Source organism: Xanthomonas sp. BRIP62409 (assembly GCF_003992965.1).
In the GTDB taxonomy this organism is placed as follows: Bacteria; Pseudomonadota; Gammaproteobacteria; order Xanthomonadales; family Xanthomonadaceae; genus Xanthomonas; species Xanthomonas euroxanthea.
This window is the reverse complement of sequence record NZ_QEZJ01000020.1, coordinates 689900-704120: the sequence shown is the minus strand read 5'-3', so window position 1 is coordinate 704120 and position 14221 is coordinate 689900. Positions and strand designations below refer to the sequence as shown.

Sequence of the window (14221 nt, the reverse complement as noted above, 5' to 3'; positions counted from 1 at the left end):
GCCGTACAGATAGCGCGGTCAGCGGTGGTCGCCCGCAGCAGGCCAATGCTGCAGCAGCGCCCGCGTCGCGATGCTTGCTGCATCCGCATTCAACGCCGTTGCAGGCAGGTGCAGCGCCTCGGCGTCGCGCGCGGCGCGATTTCTTCAATTCGGTGCACGACCCACGCGCCACGCGCCTGGCCTGCAACGATCTTGCGCAACAGGACTGGCATGTTGGTGTTGTTGAACAAACCCTATGGCGTGCTGTCGCAATTCAGCGACCGCTCGCAGCCGCCCAAACGCACGCTGGCCGAATTCGGCTTGCCGGCCGATGTGTACGCGGCGGGCCGTCTGGATCACGACAGCGAAGGCTTGTTGTTGCTGACCGACGATGGCGCATTGGCGCATCGCCTGACCGACCCGCGCCACAAGCAACCCAAGACCTATTGGGTGCAGGTGGAAGGCGACCCGGCGCCTGCGCACCTGCAGGCCTTGCGCGATGGCGTGCTGCTCAACGACGGCCCGACCCGTCCGGCCAAGGTGCGCAGGCTCGACCCGGCACCGGACCTGTGGCCCCGCGATCCGCCGGTGCGGGCCCGCAAGACCGTGCCCGATGCCTGGCTGGAACTGCAGATCACCGAAGGCCGCAATCGCCAGGTGCGGCGCATGACCGCCTCGGTCGGCCTTCCGACCCTGCGTCTGATCCGCGTGGCGATCGGCGACTGGAGACTGGATGCGCTTGCGCCCGGCCAATGGCGCGTCGAACAGCCGCATGCCGCGCGGCCGGGCAGGACGCGACTCTGAGCCTGATGCATCCGGTACCGCGGTAGCTTCACCGCACGCGACGCTGAGTTGATGCATTCAGTACACCGGCCGCTTTACTGCACCGCCCATGCAGCATCACCCGCTGGATTGGCAACGCAGGAAGGATGCAACGGTTGCGTGTCTGGACGGCCATCCATTCCAACGATGCCTCGACCTGCAGTGCTTCAGGACATGCTTGCTGAGAGGGGCGCGGGTGTGGACAGGCAATGCGACGATGGTCTGGACCCGCACATGGTGTGCCGCATTCCTCGACCGCGCGAGTGGGTGTCGATGACTTAGCGAGGTGGTCGCACCGATGTCATCCACAGACAACAACGCCACGGCGCAGGGCCGTGGCGTTCTTGTTTGTGCCTGGAAGGACGGCTTATTCGATGCCGTCGCTCGGCGTCACCGCGCCGCGGCGCTGGTAGGCCGCGCGACGTGCGCTGGCATTGCTGGCGTTTTCGCGATCCAGGCGGTGCACGTTGCCGCCGGGGAGCTGCTGGTCACGCTGGCGCTTGCGATACACGGCATAACCGATCAGGCCCAGGCCGGCGACGGCAGCAGCCACGGTGACGGCCGGGTTGCGCTTGACCGCTTTGCCAACGACCTTGCCGCCGGTCCGCACGGCACCCAGTGCTGCGCCGGTCTTCAACCATTCGCTGGCGCCCGGGCCGAAATGACGCAGGCTGCTGCCTGCATGACGGGCCTGATCACCAGCATTGGATGCGGCGTGACGCAGGTGGTCGCCAGCATTGCCAGCCAGTTCCAGGGCACGCTCCAGGGCGCGTTCGGTGATCACAGTCAGCTTGCTCATTGGAGGCGTTTCCTTTCTGAGTACGTGGGCCGCAGTGTGTGGGCTGATGCGTATAGACCGTGTTAGCGGTGGTGGAGCTTGTTTGGCTTGCGGTTAAGTAATGAGGTGGGGCGCATTGGGCGCGGGCGTCTGAGTAGCGGTAAATAACAGAGCGATGCGCATGCGCGTCGCTTCCCTTCTCCCACCGGGAGAAGGTGCCCGAAGGGCGGATGCGGGTACGGGCGATGCCCGCGCGTTGTTCAACCACACGTGGCTTCGCTCGTACCCTCACCCCAGTCCCTCTCCCGCGGGGAGAGGGGCCTCAAGTGCCACGTGGTTTTGCTCTATGGGTTGCAGTCGCAGTCCAAGGATCGTCGGGCCACGGATGTCTGGGATACCGCCCCTTCATCTCCTTCCTGACATCCGGATAGGTCGTGACCCAGAAGCTCTTCAGATCCTGGGTGACCTGCAACGGGCGCCCGCCGGGCGAGAGCAGATGCAGGGTCAGCGGGATGCGGCCGTCGGCAATGCGCGGGGTTTCGGCAAGGCCGAACAGTTCCTGCAACTTGACCGCCAGCACCGGCGGCAACGGCTGCCCGGCGTGGTCGAGGGCGTAGACGATCTGCCGCTCCATGCCCGAGGGCACGCTGATGCGGGTGGGCGCGTGGCGGTCGATCAACTGGCGGCGGTCCCACGGCAGGGCGGCCTTGAGCGCTTCGCCCAGCGTGGCGTCGTCCAGCGCATCCAGGCGGGTCTTGCCGGCGAAGGCCGGGCGCAGCCAGGTGTCCAGCGTGTCCAGCAGCGCCGTATCGGACAGATCGGGCAGCGCCAGCTCGGGCATCCAGGCGCGCAACGATTGCAGGCGTGCACGCCATTGGCGCAGGCCGTCGGTCCAGGGCAAGGCATCCAGGCCCAGCTGACGCACAGCTTCGGTCAGGGCGCCGGCGGCTTGCGCCGGATCGACGCGGCCGGCCGGGCGGCTGTCGAGCACGATGCGGTCGAAGCTGGATTGCCGGCGCGCGACCAGGGCGCGCTTGTCTGCATCCCATTGCACCAGGTCCTGCTGCACGAAGCGCTCTGGCACGCTGCGGCGCAGATAGCCTTCGTCCACCGGCGCGGCGCGCAGCAGCAGCGCGTCCTTGGCTTCGTAACGCAGTTCGCTGGCGACCAGCCACGGCTCGCCGCGCAGGTCGCTGTGGTCGAACAGGCGCGCGCTGCGGCCGTTGGCGAGCAGGTAGCGCAGCGGGTCGTTGGGGTGGCGCGCGGCAATGCGGTCGGGGAAGGCGTGCGAGAGCAGGTCGCCCAGTGCATGCGCCTCCACGCTGGCAGGCGGGGCGCTGTCGCAGCGCAGCCGGCGTCGCCATTGCTTGGCGGCGCTGTCGATCGCGGCCAGGCCGCCGCGGTTGGCATCGTGCGCGCTGCGGCCCTGCCGGAAGGCAGCCAGTGCGCGCCAGCGCGCGGCCAGCCCATCGCCGCCCTGACGCAGCGGGTCGCGTGCTTCCAGCAAGGCGGCCAGGTCGCAGGCCAGCGCCACGCGTGTCGCATCGCCGGCCTGCACCAGCATCGCGGCCAGGCGCGGATGGGTGCCCAGCGCGAGCATGCGCCGGCCCAGCGCGGTGATGCCGCCGCTGCCGGTGAGTGCGCCCAGCCGCTGCAGCAACTCGTGCGCGGCAGCCAGCGCGCCGGCCGGCGGTGCATCGACGAAACGTAGCGCGGCGCTGCCCCAGGCGGCCAGTTCCAGCGCCAGGCCGGCCAGTTCCACCTGGGTGATCTCCGCGCGCCGCTGCGGTTCCAGCCGTTGCGACTGCGGCCACAGCCGGTACGCCCAGCCGCTGGCCACGCGCCCCGCGCGGCCGGCGCGCTGGTCGGCCGAGGCCTGCGCAATGGTGGTGATGTCCAGCCGCGAGAAACCGCTGTTGGGGTCGTAGTGCGGCTCGCGCGCCAGCCCGCTGTCGATGACCACGCGCACGCCGGGCAGGGTCACCGAGGACTCGGCCACATTGGTTGCCAGCACCACGCGGCGGCGCCCCGACGGGTCCGGCTGCAGCACCTGGCTTTGCGCCTCGACCGACAGCTCGCCATGCAGCGGCAGCACCTGCACCGCCGGGTCCAGCACGTCCTGCAGGGCGCCGTGCACGCGTGCGATCTCGCGTTGGCCGGGCAGGAACACCAGCACATCGCCCGGATGGGCGGCCAGGGCGTGTTCCACCGCGCGCCGGGTCTGCGGCTCCAGCGCTTCGTCGCGGCGCGCGGGGAAGTGCGCGATCTCCACCGGGAAGCTGCGCCCGGCGCTGCTCAGGCGCGGCGCGTCGAGAAAGCCGGCCAGGCGCTCGCCATCGAGCGTGGCCGACATCGCCACGATGCGCAGGTCTTCGCGCACCTGTGCCTGCACGTCCAGCGCCAGCGCCAGGCCGAGGTCGCCGGCCAGATGGCGTTCGTGGAATTCGTCGAACAGCAGCGCGCCGACGTGCTCCAGCATCGGGTCGTCCTGGATCATGCGGGTCAGGATGCCCTCGGTGACGACCTCGATGCGGGTGCGCGCGGAGGTCTTGTTCTCGAAGCGGATGCGGTAGCCCACGGTCTCGCCGACCGGCTCGCCCAGCTGGCGCGCCATGAACACGGCGGCGCTGCGGGCGGCCACGCGGCGCGGTTCGAGCATCACGATCTTGCGACCGGCCAGCCATGGCGCGTCCAGCAAGGCCAGCGGCACCTGGGTGGTCTTGCCGGCGCCGGGAGGGGCTTCCAGCACCAGCCGCGGATGGGCGGCCAGGCTGTCGCACACCTGCGGCAGCAGGGGGGAGATCGGAAAAGCAGGCTCGGTCATGCGCGGGAAGGATACGGGGCCACCACCGATGGCGCGATGGTCGGGCGGACGGGTGAAGCCTGTCGGGGAATCCGGAAGTGCTCACCTCTTTGGGCATTCAAGGCAGATTCTGGCGCCGGGCGCTGCTTCAGATCGGTAGTACACCTGTCGATAACCGGTGCAATTCCCACTCTGGACGCCCCATGTCTGTTGCCACACCGAAATTCGTCAGCCTGCAAAGCAAGCTGCTCGGCGCGCTCGCGCTAGGTCTGTCGGTCATCCTGCTGTGTGCCCTCGGTGGTTTGGGCACGGCGTGGCTGAGCCTGTCGGGCAAGGTACCGCCGGAGGTGGCGCAGGCCTCCAGCAGCGAGGAGATCACCCGCGACTTCCGCCTGCAGGTGCAGGAGTGGAAGAATGTCCTGATCCGCGGACGCGACCCGGCGCAGCTGGACAAGCACCTGGGCGCCTTCCGCGAGCAGGGCAGGAAGGTGCAGGCAGGCACCGAGGCGCTGGCCAAGGCAACCCGGGACCCGCAGGTGCGGACGCTGGCGCAGGACTTTGCCAAGGCGCATCTGGGCCTGCAGCGCCACTACGAAGCAGCGCTGGGCAAGTTTGCCGAAGCCGGTTACGACACCCAGGTCGGCGACCAGCTGGTCAAGGGCCAGGACCGCGCGCCCAGCCAGACGCTGGAAGCGCTGGTGACGCGCAGCAAGACCCTGGCCGGTGCCGCGGTGCTGGCCGGTTCGCAATCGGCGCAGCACAAGCTGGTGCTGTCGGCGGTGGCCACCATCGTGGCGGCGTTGTGTCTGGTGGCGGCGCTGGGCTGGTGGATCCGTCGCTCGATCGTGCGCCCGATCGAACACGTCGCACGCGCGGCGCGCCAGGTGGCAGCCGGCGATCTGTCGGTGCGTGCGGCGGTCAGCAATCGCGATGAAATCGGTCTGCTCGGCCAGGCCATGGGCCAGGTGGTCAACACGCTCAGCGATGTCTCCACCGCGCAGGCCGACATGGCGCAGCGCCACGAAGCCGGGCAGATGAGTTACCGCATGGACGCGCAGGCCTTCCCGGGCGCGTACGGCCGCATGGTCGACGACACCAATGGCCTGATCGGCGCACAGGTCGGTCTGATCGGCGACATGCTGCAGGTGATGCAGCATTACGCCGTGGGCGACATGTCGGTGGACATGCCGCGCCTGCCGGGCGAGAAGGCGCAGATCACCGAGGCGATGGACACCACCAAGCGCAACCTGGCGGCGATCAACGGCGAAATCCGTGGCCTGGTCGAGGCGGCTGCGGCCGGCGACTTCGCCACGCGCGGAAATGCAGAGGCCTATCAGTTCGAATTCCGCGCCATGGTCAGCGGCGTCAACGGTCTGATGCAGAACGTGGACCAGAACCTGGCCGAGCTGTCGCAGCTGCTCAAGGCGATTGCCGATGGCGACCTGACCGCGCGCATGCACGGCAACCAGCAAGGCGTGTTCGCGCGCATGCGCGACGATGCCAACGCCACCGTGCAGCGCCTGACCGATATCGTCGGCGACATCACCCTGGCCGCGCAGACCATCCGCACCGCCTCGGCGGAGATTGCTGCCGGCAACAACGACCTGGCGCAGCGCACCGAACAGCAGGCCGCCAACCTGGAAGAAACCGCCGCCTCGATGGAAGAACTCACCTCCACCGTGCGCCAGAACGCCGACACCGCGCAGCAGGCCAGCCGCGGCGCGCAGGCGGCCGCGGAGATCGCCGGCCGCGGCGGCGAGATGGTGGCCAGCGTGGTCGACACCATGGGCGAGATCGAGGTCTCGTCGAAGAAGATCGCCGAGATCATCAGCGTCATCGACGGCATCGCGTTCCAGACCAACATCCTGGCCTTGAACGCGGCGGTGGAAGCCGCACGGGCGGGCGAACAGGGCCGTGGTTTCGCCGTGGTCGCCTCGGAAGTGCGAGCGCTGGCGCAGCGTTCGGCCGGCGCGGCCAAGGAGATCAAGCACCTGATCGATGCCTCGGTGGACAGCGTGGAGCGTGGCAGCGCGCGCGTGGATCAGGCCGGGCAGACGATGCAGCAGATCGTGCAGTCGGTGCAGCAGGTCACCACCTTGATCGCGGAAATTTCCGCGGCGTCGCGCGAGCAGTCGTCCGGCATCGAGCAGGTCGCCCGCACGGTCAACGACATGGACGAAACCACCCAGCGCAATGCCGCACTGGTGGAAGAGGCCTCCGCCGCAGCACGAGCGATGGAAGAGCAGGCGGTGGAACTGAGCGAAGCGGTAGCGGTGTTCCGTCTGGATGCACGCCGGCCGCGCCTGGCGGCTGCGGCGTGACACAGGACCACGCGCAAAGATGCCAGGCACACGCCTAGCTGCAGTCAACAGCTAGGTCAAACGCCTGGTCGGTCGAGCGTGCGGTGCCCTCACCGCTCGCGGGACACGCCGTGAATCCATCCGTGAGGCTCGGTGGCGGCATCGATGCCGCCACACGGTCCCGCAATCGACGAGGACACCGCACCAGAGCGTTGGTCGGTGGCCGGGTCAAAACCCGTTTTTGCTTTGGAACGCCGAGGAGTTTGAGATCGCCTTGTTCACCGCTTGCCTGTTGCTCGGCTTCGATTGAGGGGCTCACTGGGCTCCCACAATCCGAACAACACACGTCGTGCATTGCTTGCACCAAGCACACCGACCATCTCGACTGGTCCTTGCCCGCCCACCGTCGCGGGACCTTACGCGGCATGGATGCCGCGTAAGAGCCTCCATGGACGGATTCACGGCGTGTCCTGCGATGGTGGGCGGGCAAGGGCCCTGCAGCCAAGCAACAGATCAACCGCTCCACGATCGATCCATCGACACCATCCAGCCACTTCGAGATACACGAAAACTGCGCTAAAAACCTGCGAGTTCAAGTCGCGGCGTCGTCAGACGATCAGGCCACACCAGGCCGACCTCGGTATCAGGTCGTCAACCCGCTTCGCGCATCCGGGCGGTCAGGCCCTTGAGGAAGGCGCGCAGCAGCTGGTCGCCGCAGGGGCGGAAATTCTTGTGGCCGGGCTGGCGGAACAGCGCGGACAGTTCCGGCTTGGACAGCGGGAAGCCGGCGCTGGCGAAGATGGCGTGCATGTCCACGTCTTTCAGCTCGAAGGCCACGCGCAGTTTCTTCAGCACCAGGTTGTTGCCGACACGGGTTTCCAGCGGACGTACCGGCTGGCTTTCGTCGCGGCCGCGGAAACGCAGCACCAGGCCGTCGAGGAAGCGCGCCAGCATCGCGTCGGTGCAGGGCTCGAAGCCGGGCTCGTCCTCCTTCTTCAGCCAGGCCTGTACCTGCGGCTTGTCGAGCGCGAACTCCGGGTCGGCCAGGTGGGTGATCTCCACTACCTTGTCGTCGCTGAGGTCGAGCATGTAGCGGATGCTGCGCAGTACATCGTTGTGGATCATGACAATTCCGGGGCCCCGGCCTGTCGCCGGAAAGGCGCCATTCTACGGGGCCGATGCGCAACGCGGCGTATGCCCCGCCGGTCCGTTGCCGAAGCGGCGACCGCTCAGCTGCCGCGGTAGGTGGAATACCCGTACGGCGAAAGCAGCAGCGGTACGTGGTAATGGCCGTCGTTGGCGATGCCGAACGCGATCGGGATCTGCTCCAGGAATGGCGGGTCCGGCAGTGCGGTGCCGGTGGCACGCCAATAGCCGGCCACCTCGAACTCCAGCCGGTAGCGGCCGGGTTGCAGCGTGAGCGCGGCCAGTTCGGGGCAACGCCCGTCCTGGTTGGTGACCCCGGCAAAGTGCAGGCCGGCGTCGGCGAACAGACGCAAGGCGATGCCGGCGGCGGGGCGGCCGGTGGCGGTATCCAGCACATGGGTGGACAGCGTGCTCATGCCACCGCCTGGGTCGGTTGCGGCCATTGGCCGACGAATTCGGGCTGGTCGTAGGCCAGGTAGCTGTCGACGATGGCCTGGCGGTCGTCCAGGAACAGCTGATCGGCCACCGCGCGGGCCAGCCGTGGCAATGCGACCTTGAGCCCGGACAGCGCTGCCGCCGACGGGCCGTGGTTGATCAGCGCCGAATAGTTGAAGGCGAACACCCCATGCAGCAGCGCGGCATCCTCGGGCGTGCGCGGCAGCAGTTCGAAGCCCGGCCCCAGGTAGGGATGTGCATCCAATACCGGATTGGCCTGGCCCGGCGGCGGCTGGTAGCGGTCGGCCCAGCAGGCGATGCGCCCGGACAGCGCGGCCAGTTCCGGGCGCAGCTGCGGGTCGGTGACCAGGCCGGTGGCAACGGCGAGGAAATCGAAGCGATGCTCGCCCTGCGGTGTGCGGACCACCACTTCGCCATCGCGCTCGGCCACCTCCAGCCACGGCGCGCCCAGGTGCAGCGCAAAGCCGGCATGCGCGCAGGCGCGTTGGAAGGTGTCGTTGGTCGGCGGCTGGTTGTGTGCGAAGAAGCTGGCCATCATCCGGTACTTGTCCGCATCCGGCAGCGTGAGAAAGCGCGGAATGATGCCGGCCTGTTCCATGTGGCGGAACGGATTGATGCGCGGCAATGCGCTGCGGCGCACGAAGACTTCGGCACTGGCGACGCCTTGCTCCAGCGCGAAACAGGCATTGTCGAATGCCGAGGCGCCGCCGCCCAGGATGCCCACGCGCTTGCCGGCCAGCGCGGCGAAGTCGATGTGGCCGGAGGTGTGCGCGTAGCGCTGCGCGGGCAGGGCGCGGCTGATCCAGTCCGGCACCATCCATTGGCCGCCGCCCTGGATGCCGGTGGCCAGGATCAGCTTGCGCGTGAGCAGCGGCGCGCCCATGGCCAGATGCAGGCGGTGGATGCCCGGCGCCACGTCCGGCTCCACGCGCGCCAGCTGGGTGGCATTGCGCACCGGCAAGCGCAGCACCGCGCGGTACCAGCGCAGATAGTCCATCCAGCTGCCGCGCGGAATCTTGTCCAGCGCGTCCCAGCCGGCGCTGCCGTGCTGGGCTTCCCACCAGGCGCGGAAGGTCAGCGAGGGCACGCCCAGGTCGATCGAGGTGATCTGCTTGGGCGTGCGCAGGGTCTGCATGCGCGCATAGGTCACCCACGGACCTTCCTGTCCCGCGGCGTTTTCATCGATGACCAGCACGTTGTGCACGCGCTCGCGTTGCAGTGCGAACGCCGCGCCCAGGCCGCTCTGGCCGGCGCCGACGATGACCACGTCATACACGTGCCCGGCCGGATGCACGCGCGGCTGCGTCCATGCATCGCCGCCGTGGGCCAGGCGTTGCAGATCGTGGTGGAGCTCGCGTTCGAGTTGGGCCAGGCTCATGGCAGTGCCTCCAGGCGCAGGTGAACGATCTTGCCGATCTCGGCGAGGGCGGTGGACAGTTCTTCGCTGCGCGATGCATCCAGCCGGCGTTCCAGTGCGGCCAGGATGCCGGCCTTGTCGTGCAGCCGCACGCAGATCACGAACGGAAATCCGAACCGGTGGCGATAGGCCTGATTGAGCGCGTGGAAGCGCTTGAACTCGGCGTCGCTGAGCCTGTCCAATCCGGCCGCGGCCTGCTCGGCCGCCGATGCGGCGGTGAGCGTGCGGTCGATCGCCGCCTTGCCGGCCAGCTCCGGATGGGCGCGGATCAACGCAACCTGGTCCTCCTGCGACGCGTCGAACACCACCTGCATCAGCCCGCGGTACACATCGGCGAACGGGCGCCGCCGTGCAGCACGTTCGACCACCCACGGCGAATGCTCGAACAGCTCGCGGTAGCGTGCCACGAAGGCGGCATCGTCCAGCATGTTGTCGTCGATCACGCTCATGCATGCGTCCCCTGCAGCGAGACATGCGCGGCCACCACCTTCCAGCCGTCGGAAAACCGCACCCAGCTCTGGCTCTGGCGGCCGCGCGCGCTGCTGCCGGCACGAACGAATTCCGCATGTGTGGTGGCGAAGTCGTGACCGAAGCCGTGCACCTGCACCTGCACGAGCTGTCGTTGCGGCGAGCCGCCGCGGCCGATGCGAAAGGCGCGGATCGCCTCGATGCCGTACAGCACTTCGCCCACGCCGTAGCGCACCGTGCTGGGTGCGGGGTGGAACAGCGCGTCCATTGCGGCGATGTCGTCGTCCATCAGCGCCTGTTCGTACGCGTGGAAGGCCGCGGTCACTTGCGCGATCACCTCGGGCAGGTCGATGTCGGTGGTGTCGATGCTCATGCCGGATGGACCTGCAGCCAATGCCGCGCGATATCGATGCGGCGCGCAATCCAGGCATCGCCGCTAGCCAGCACGTGATCGACAAACCGTGCCAGGGCCGCGGCACGCGCCGGCTTGCCGACGATGCGCCCGTGCAGGCCGACCGACAGCATGCGGCCGCCCTCGCTGCGCAGTTGCTCGAAGCCATCGCGCAGGTAACGAAAGAATGGCTCGCCATCGGCAAAGCCGTTGTAGGCGACGAACTTCATGTCGTTGGCGTCCAGTGTGTACGGCACGATCAACTGCGCGCGGCCGTGGCGCGTGTCGTAATACGGCACATCGTCGGCATAGCTGTCGGCGTCGTAGACAAAGCCGCCTTCTTCGGCGACCAGGCGCGCGGTGTTGGGGCTGGTGCGGCCCTGGTACCAGCCCAGCGGGCGGCTGCCGGTGACACGGGTGTGCACGGCGATGGCCTGCGCGATATGCGCGCGCTCGGTGGCCTCGTCCACCTGCTGGTAATCGATCCAGCGCAGGCCGTGGCTGGCGATTTCCCAGTCGGCCGCCTGCATCGCGGCCACCGCCTCGGGATTGGAGGCCAAGGCCTGCGCCACGCCGAACACGGTCACCGGCACGTTGCGCGTGGTGAACAGCCGATGCAGCCGCCAGAAGCCGGCGCGGCTGCCGTATTCGTACAGGCTTTCCATCGCCATGGCGCGCGCGCCGGGCTGCGACTGGGCGCCGACCATTTCCGACAGGAAGGCTTCCGAGCCGGCATCGCCGTTGAGCACGCAGTTTTCCGCGCCCTCTTCGTAGTTGATGACGAACTGCACCGCGATGCGTGCGCCCCCGGGCCACTGCACCGCAGGTGGGGTGGCGCCATAGCCGACCAGGTCGCGCGCGGTGTTCATGCATGCGGCTCCGCGTGCCAGGCCGCCAGGGCGGCATCCACCGCCAGCCCCGGTGTGCAGGCGTAGCCTTCGGCGCGCAGCACCGCTTCCAGCGCGGCCAGGGTGATCAGCACCTTGTGCTTCATCGCGTTGTAGCCCATTGCGCCGATGCGCCAGATCCTGCCCTGCAGCGGACCGAACGCGGTGCCGATCTCGATCTCGAAATCCTCGCGCATGCGTCGGCGTACCGCATCGCTGTCGATGCCGGGTGGAATCACCACGCCAGTGACATTGCTCATGCGATGCGCATCGTCGCCGAACACCTCCAGCCCCAACGCGCGGATGCCCGCGCTCACCGCACGCCCGGCGGCGGCGTGGCGGGCGAAGCGGGCGTCCAGGCCTTCCTGCAGCGCCACGCGCGCGCATTCGCGGGCGCCGTACAACATGGTGGTGGCTTCGGTGTGGTGATTGAGGCGCTTGTCGGACCAGTAATCCATGATCATCGCCAGATCGAAATAATTGGAGGCGATGCGCGGCCCGCTGCCGTCGACGATGTCGGCGCGCACGATGCCGCGTTCGACATGGCGGCGCGCGAAGATCGCCTCGGCCGCCGCGTTGGAGACGGTGATCGGTGCCGAGCCGGACGGCCCGCCCAGGCATTTCTGCAGGCCGCCGGTGACCACGTCCACGTCCCAGCGATCGCTGGCGATCTCCATGCCGCCGATGGTGGCAGTGGCATCCACGTAACTCAGCGCGCCGGCCGCGCGGCACAGCGCGCCCACGCCATCCAGCGGCTGGGCCATGGTGGTGGAGGTGTCGCCGTGCACGGTAGCGACCAGCTTGGGGGCCACGCGCTCGATCGCCTCGGCGATTGCAGCAAGCGGCACCACTTCGCCCCAGGGCGCATCCACGGTGTGCACGTCGGCACCGAGCCGGCCGAGGATTTCGGTGAGCAGCAGGCCGAAGCGGCCGAAGTTGATCACCAGCACGCGGTCGCCCGGGCTGACCAGCGACACCAGCGCCGCTTCGATACCGGCGCGCGCGGTGCCATCGACCAGAAACGTCCAGCGATTCTCGGTGCCGAACAGCGGCCGGTACAGCGCCATCACCTCGTTCATGTAGGTGGTCATTTCCGGGTCGAACTGGCCGAGCAGGTCGGCCGCCATCGCGCGCAGCACACGCGGATGCGCATTGACCGGGCCCGGGCCCATCAACAGCCGTTGCGGGGGATCGAGTTCGCCGAAGGTAGGCAGGTGACGCAGATCAGGTGACAAGGGGATCTCCCAGGTGTTCGATGAAGTGGCGCATGACCGCCAGTGCGAGCTCGGCATCGGCCGGGGCCACGTGTTCGTCCGGATGATGGCTGATGCCGCCGGCGCAGCGCACGAACAGCATCGCGGTGGGGCAGAGCGCGGCCATCACCATCGCATCGTGGCCGGCGCCGGACACCAGCTGGCGTGGCGCGATGCCTTGTGCGGCGACTGCGTGTTGCAGACGGGTCATCAGCGCCGGTGCGCAGGGGCTGGCGGCCAAGGTCTGCAGTGGATCCAGGGCGATGGCGATGCCGCGGCTGGCGCTGATCCGTGCAAGCGCCTGTTCGATCTCCTGCACCGCCGCATCGCGCGTTGCGTCGTCGCCGGCGCGCACGTCCAGCGTGCAGTCCACCCGGCCCGGCACCACATTGGTGGCGCCGGGTGCGACGTTGAGCTTGCCGACCGTGGCGACCAGGTCGTCGCTGCCGGCGCGTGCAATCCCTTCGATCGCCAGCAGGGCCTCGGCAGCGGCGCTCAATGCATCGCGACGCAGGGCCATGGTGGTGGTGCCGGCGTGGCCGGCGCGGCCGTCGAAGCGCAGCGCAAAGCGCCGCTGCGCCGCGATCGCGGTGACGATGCCGACCGGCAGGCCTGCCGCTTCCAGCACCGGGCCTTGTTCGATATGGGTTTCCAGATAGGCCAGCACGCTCCCGGGCGCGCGTGCGGCCTGCTGGATCTGGGCGATATCCAGGTCCCACTCCGCCAGCGCTTTGGCCACGTCGATGCCGGCCGCATCGGTGACCGCCAGCGTGGCGGGGTCGAGCGTGCCGGCGACTGCACGGCTGCAGAACATCGAGGCAGGAAAGCGCGACCCTTCTTCGTCGCCGAAGGCGATCACCTCGATCGCGAACGGCAGGCGCCGCCTCTGCGCATGCAGCGCGGCGACGCATTCGATGCCGAGCAGGATGCCGAGCGGGCCGTCGTAACGCCCGGCATCGCGGACGCTGTCCAGATGGCTGCCGATCAGCAGCGCCGGTGCGTCGGCGCGTGCGCCTTCGTAGCGCCCGACCAGATTGGCCGCTGCATCCAGCCGCACCTGCATGCCGGCTTGGTGCATCCACTGGCCCACCTGTGCAACGGCGGCGCGATGCGCCGGGCTGAGCCAGGCGCGGAACAGCCCGGCGGGTGTGTCGCTGTAGGGCGCAAGTCCCAGGGCATCGCAGCGGGCAACCGCGCGTGCGCCCGAGCAGGGGGCGGATGAGGTGCGTTGCGCGCTCAGCATGGGGTGCCGTGCGAATGTGGTGTTCTGCCGGCGCTGCCAGGACCGCGATGCGACAGGAACTGATGCATGAGGCCTCCGCAGGCGGCGTGGAAGGGGGAGCACGCTGGGCGGTCCATTGCCCGGCGATTGCCCGGTGACATCGTGGCGACAGGCACGCGTGCCAGGCGGCGCCTGTCGATTGGACTATACGAACCGGCCCTGTCACCCCAAAGCGGTTTTTTTAGGGGTGCGCGTTGCAAAAAATGCGACAGGCAGCTTGCATAGCGTTGTGCACCTTC

General features: G+C 68.6%; 12 protein-coding genes. 2 read left to right on the top strand and 10 right to left on the bottom strand.

Annotated features, from left to right (window positions below; all coding sequences use genetic code 11):
• The first annotated feature begins 210 nt into the window (after window positions 1-210).
• Window positions 211-783: a pseudouridine synthase gene (locus EO170_RS12305; RefSeq protein WP_126945227.1), complete on the top strand. Its 573-nt coding sequence runs from the start codon at window positions 211-213 to the stop codon at window positions 781-783.
• 385 nt (window positions 784-1168) lie between these two features.
• On the opposite strand, the gene EO170_RS12300 is transcribed toward EO170_RS12305, so the two are convergent.
• Together EO170_RS12300 and hrpB are read right to left on the bottom strand one after the other, a co-directional pair.
• The gene (locus EO170_RS12300; protein WP_104583920.1) at window positions 1169-1600 is read right to left on the bottom strand and encodes a hypothetical protein; all 432 of its coding nucleotides are present in this window, start codon (window positions 1598-1600) and stop codon (window positions 1169-1171) included.
• Window positions 1601-1901: 301 nt separating this feature from the next.
• The gene (gene hrpB, locus EO170_RS12295; RefSeq protein ID WP_126945224.1) at window positions 1902-4403 is read right to left on the bottom strand and encodes an ATP-dependent helicase HrpB; all 2502 of its coding nucleotides are present in this window, start codon (window positions 4401-4403) and stop codon (window positions 1902-1904) included.
• A 182-nt stretch (window positions 4404-4585) separates the two neighbouring features.
• On the opposite strand from hrpB, the gene EO170_RS12290 reads away from it, so the two are divergent.
• Complete coding sequence (locus tag EO170_RS12290; protein ID WP_164741021.1) at window positions 4586-6703, top strand: methyl-accepting chemotaxis protein; 2118 nt, start codon at window positions 4586-4588, stop codon at window positions 6701-6703.
• A 630-nt stretch (window positions 6704-7333) separates the two neighbouring features.
• Here the strand turns inward: EO170_RS12290 and EO170_RS12285 are convergent.
• The 8 genes from EO170_RS12285 to EO170_RS12250 form a co-directional block, all read right to left on the bottom strand.
• On the bottom strand, window positions 7334-7807 hold the full coding sequence (locus tag EO170_RS12285; RefSeq protein ID WP_016901421.1) for a DUF1456 family protein: 474 nt from the start codon (window positions 7805-7807) through the stop codon (window positions 7334-7336).
• 104 nt (window positions 7808-7911) lie between these two features.
• Window positions 7912-8271 carry a hydroxyisourate hydrolase gene (uraH, locus tag EO170_RS12280; protein WP_119129323.1) on the bottom strand — a complete coding sequence of 120 codons (360 nt, stop codon included), beginning with the start codon at window positions 8269-8271 and terminating at the stop codon, window positions 7912-7914.
• Window positions 8241-9662, bottom strand: coding sequence for an FAD-dependent urate hydroxylase HpyO (hpyO, locus tag EO170_RS12275; protein ID WP_119129324.1), 1422 nt, complete (start codon window positions 9660-9662; stop codon window positions 8241-8243). Before hpyO ends, uraH begins: the two co-directional genes overlap by 31 nt.
• The gene (uraD, locus tag EO170_RS12270; RefSeq protein ID WP_115675678.1) at window positions 9659-10150 is read right to left on the bottom strand and encodes a 2-oxo-4-hydroxy-4-carboxy-5-ureidoimidazoline decarboxylase; all 492 of its coding nucleotides are present in this window, start codon (window positions 10148-10150) and stop codon (window positions 9659-9661) included. Before uraD ends, hpyO begins: the two co-directional genes overlap by 4 nt.
• Entirely contained in the window at window positions 10147-10542 is a 396-nt protein-coding gene (hpxZ, locus tag EO170_RS12265) for an oxalurate catabolism protein HpxZ (protein ID WP_104583916.1), read from the bottom strand. Before hpxZ ends, uraD begins: the two co-directional genes overlap by 4 nt.
• Entirely contained in the window at window positions 10539-11429 is an 891-nt protein-coding gene (gene puuE / locus EO170_RS12260; protein WP_119129326.1) for an allantoinase PuuE, read from the bottom strand. Before puuE ends, hpxZ begins: the two co-directional genes overlap by 4 nt.
• Window positions 11426-12682: an alanine--glyoxylate aminotransferase family protein gene (locus EO170_RS12255; RefSeq protein ID WP_115675681.1), complete on the bottom strand. Its 1257-nt coding sequence runs from the start codon at window positions 12680-12682 to the stop codon at window positions 11426-11428. Before EO170_RS12255 ends, puuE begins: the two co-directional genes overlap by 4 nt.
• On the bottom strand, window positions 12672-13943 hold the full coding sequence (locus EO170_RS12250) for an allantoate amidohydrolase (RefSeq protein WP_126945221.1): 1272 nt from the start codon (window positions 13941-13943) through the stop codon (window positions 12672-12674). Before EO170_RS12250 ends, EO170_RS12255 begins: the two co-directional genes overlap by 11 nt.
• Window positions 13944-14221 lie beyond the last annotated feature (278 nt).

Coding starts and splice junctions, on each gene's coding strand:
- EO170_RS12250 (WP_126945221.1), bottom strand. CDS start 13,943: ATGCTGAGCGCGCAACGCACCTCATCCGCCCCCTGCTCGGGCGCACGC.
- EO170_RS12290 (WP_164741021.1), top strand. CDS start 4,586: ATGTCTGTTGCCACACCGAAATTCGTCAGCCTGCAAAGCAAGCTGCTC.
- hrpB (WP_126945224.1), bottom strand. CDS start 4,403: ATGACCGAGCCTGCTTTTCCGATCTCCCCCCTGCTGCCGCAGGTGTGC.
- EO170_RS12305 (WP_126945227.1), top strand. CDS start 211: ATGTTGGTGTTGTTGAACAAACCCTATGGCGTGCTGTCGCAATTCAGC.
- puuE (WP_119129326.1), bottom strand. CDS start 11,429: ATGAACACCGCGCGCGACCTGGTCGGCTATGGCGCCACCCCACCTGCG.
- hpyO (WP_119129324.1), bottom strand. CDS start 9,662: ATGAGCCTGGCCCAACTCGAACGCGAGCTCCACCACGATCTGCAACGC.
- EO170_RS12285 (WP_016901421.1), bottom strand. CDS start 7,807: ATGATCCACAACGATGTACTGCGCAGCATCCGCTACATGCTCGACCTC.
- hpxZ (WP_104583916.1), bottom strand. CDS start 10,542: ATGAGCATCGACACCACCGACATCGACCTGCCCGAGGTGATCGCGCAA.
- uraH (WP_119129323.1), bottom strand. CDS start 8,271: ATGGCCGCAACCGACCCAGGCGGTGGCATGAGCACGCTGTCCACCCAT.
- EO170_RS12300 (WP_104583920.1), bottom strand. CDS start 1,600: ATGAGCAAGCTGACTGTGATCACCGAACGCGCCCTGGAGCGTGCCCTG.
- uraD (WP_115675678.1), bottom strand. CDS start 10,150: ATGAGCGTGATCGACGACAACATGCTGGACGATGCCGCCTTCGTGGCA.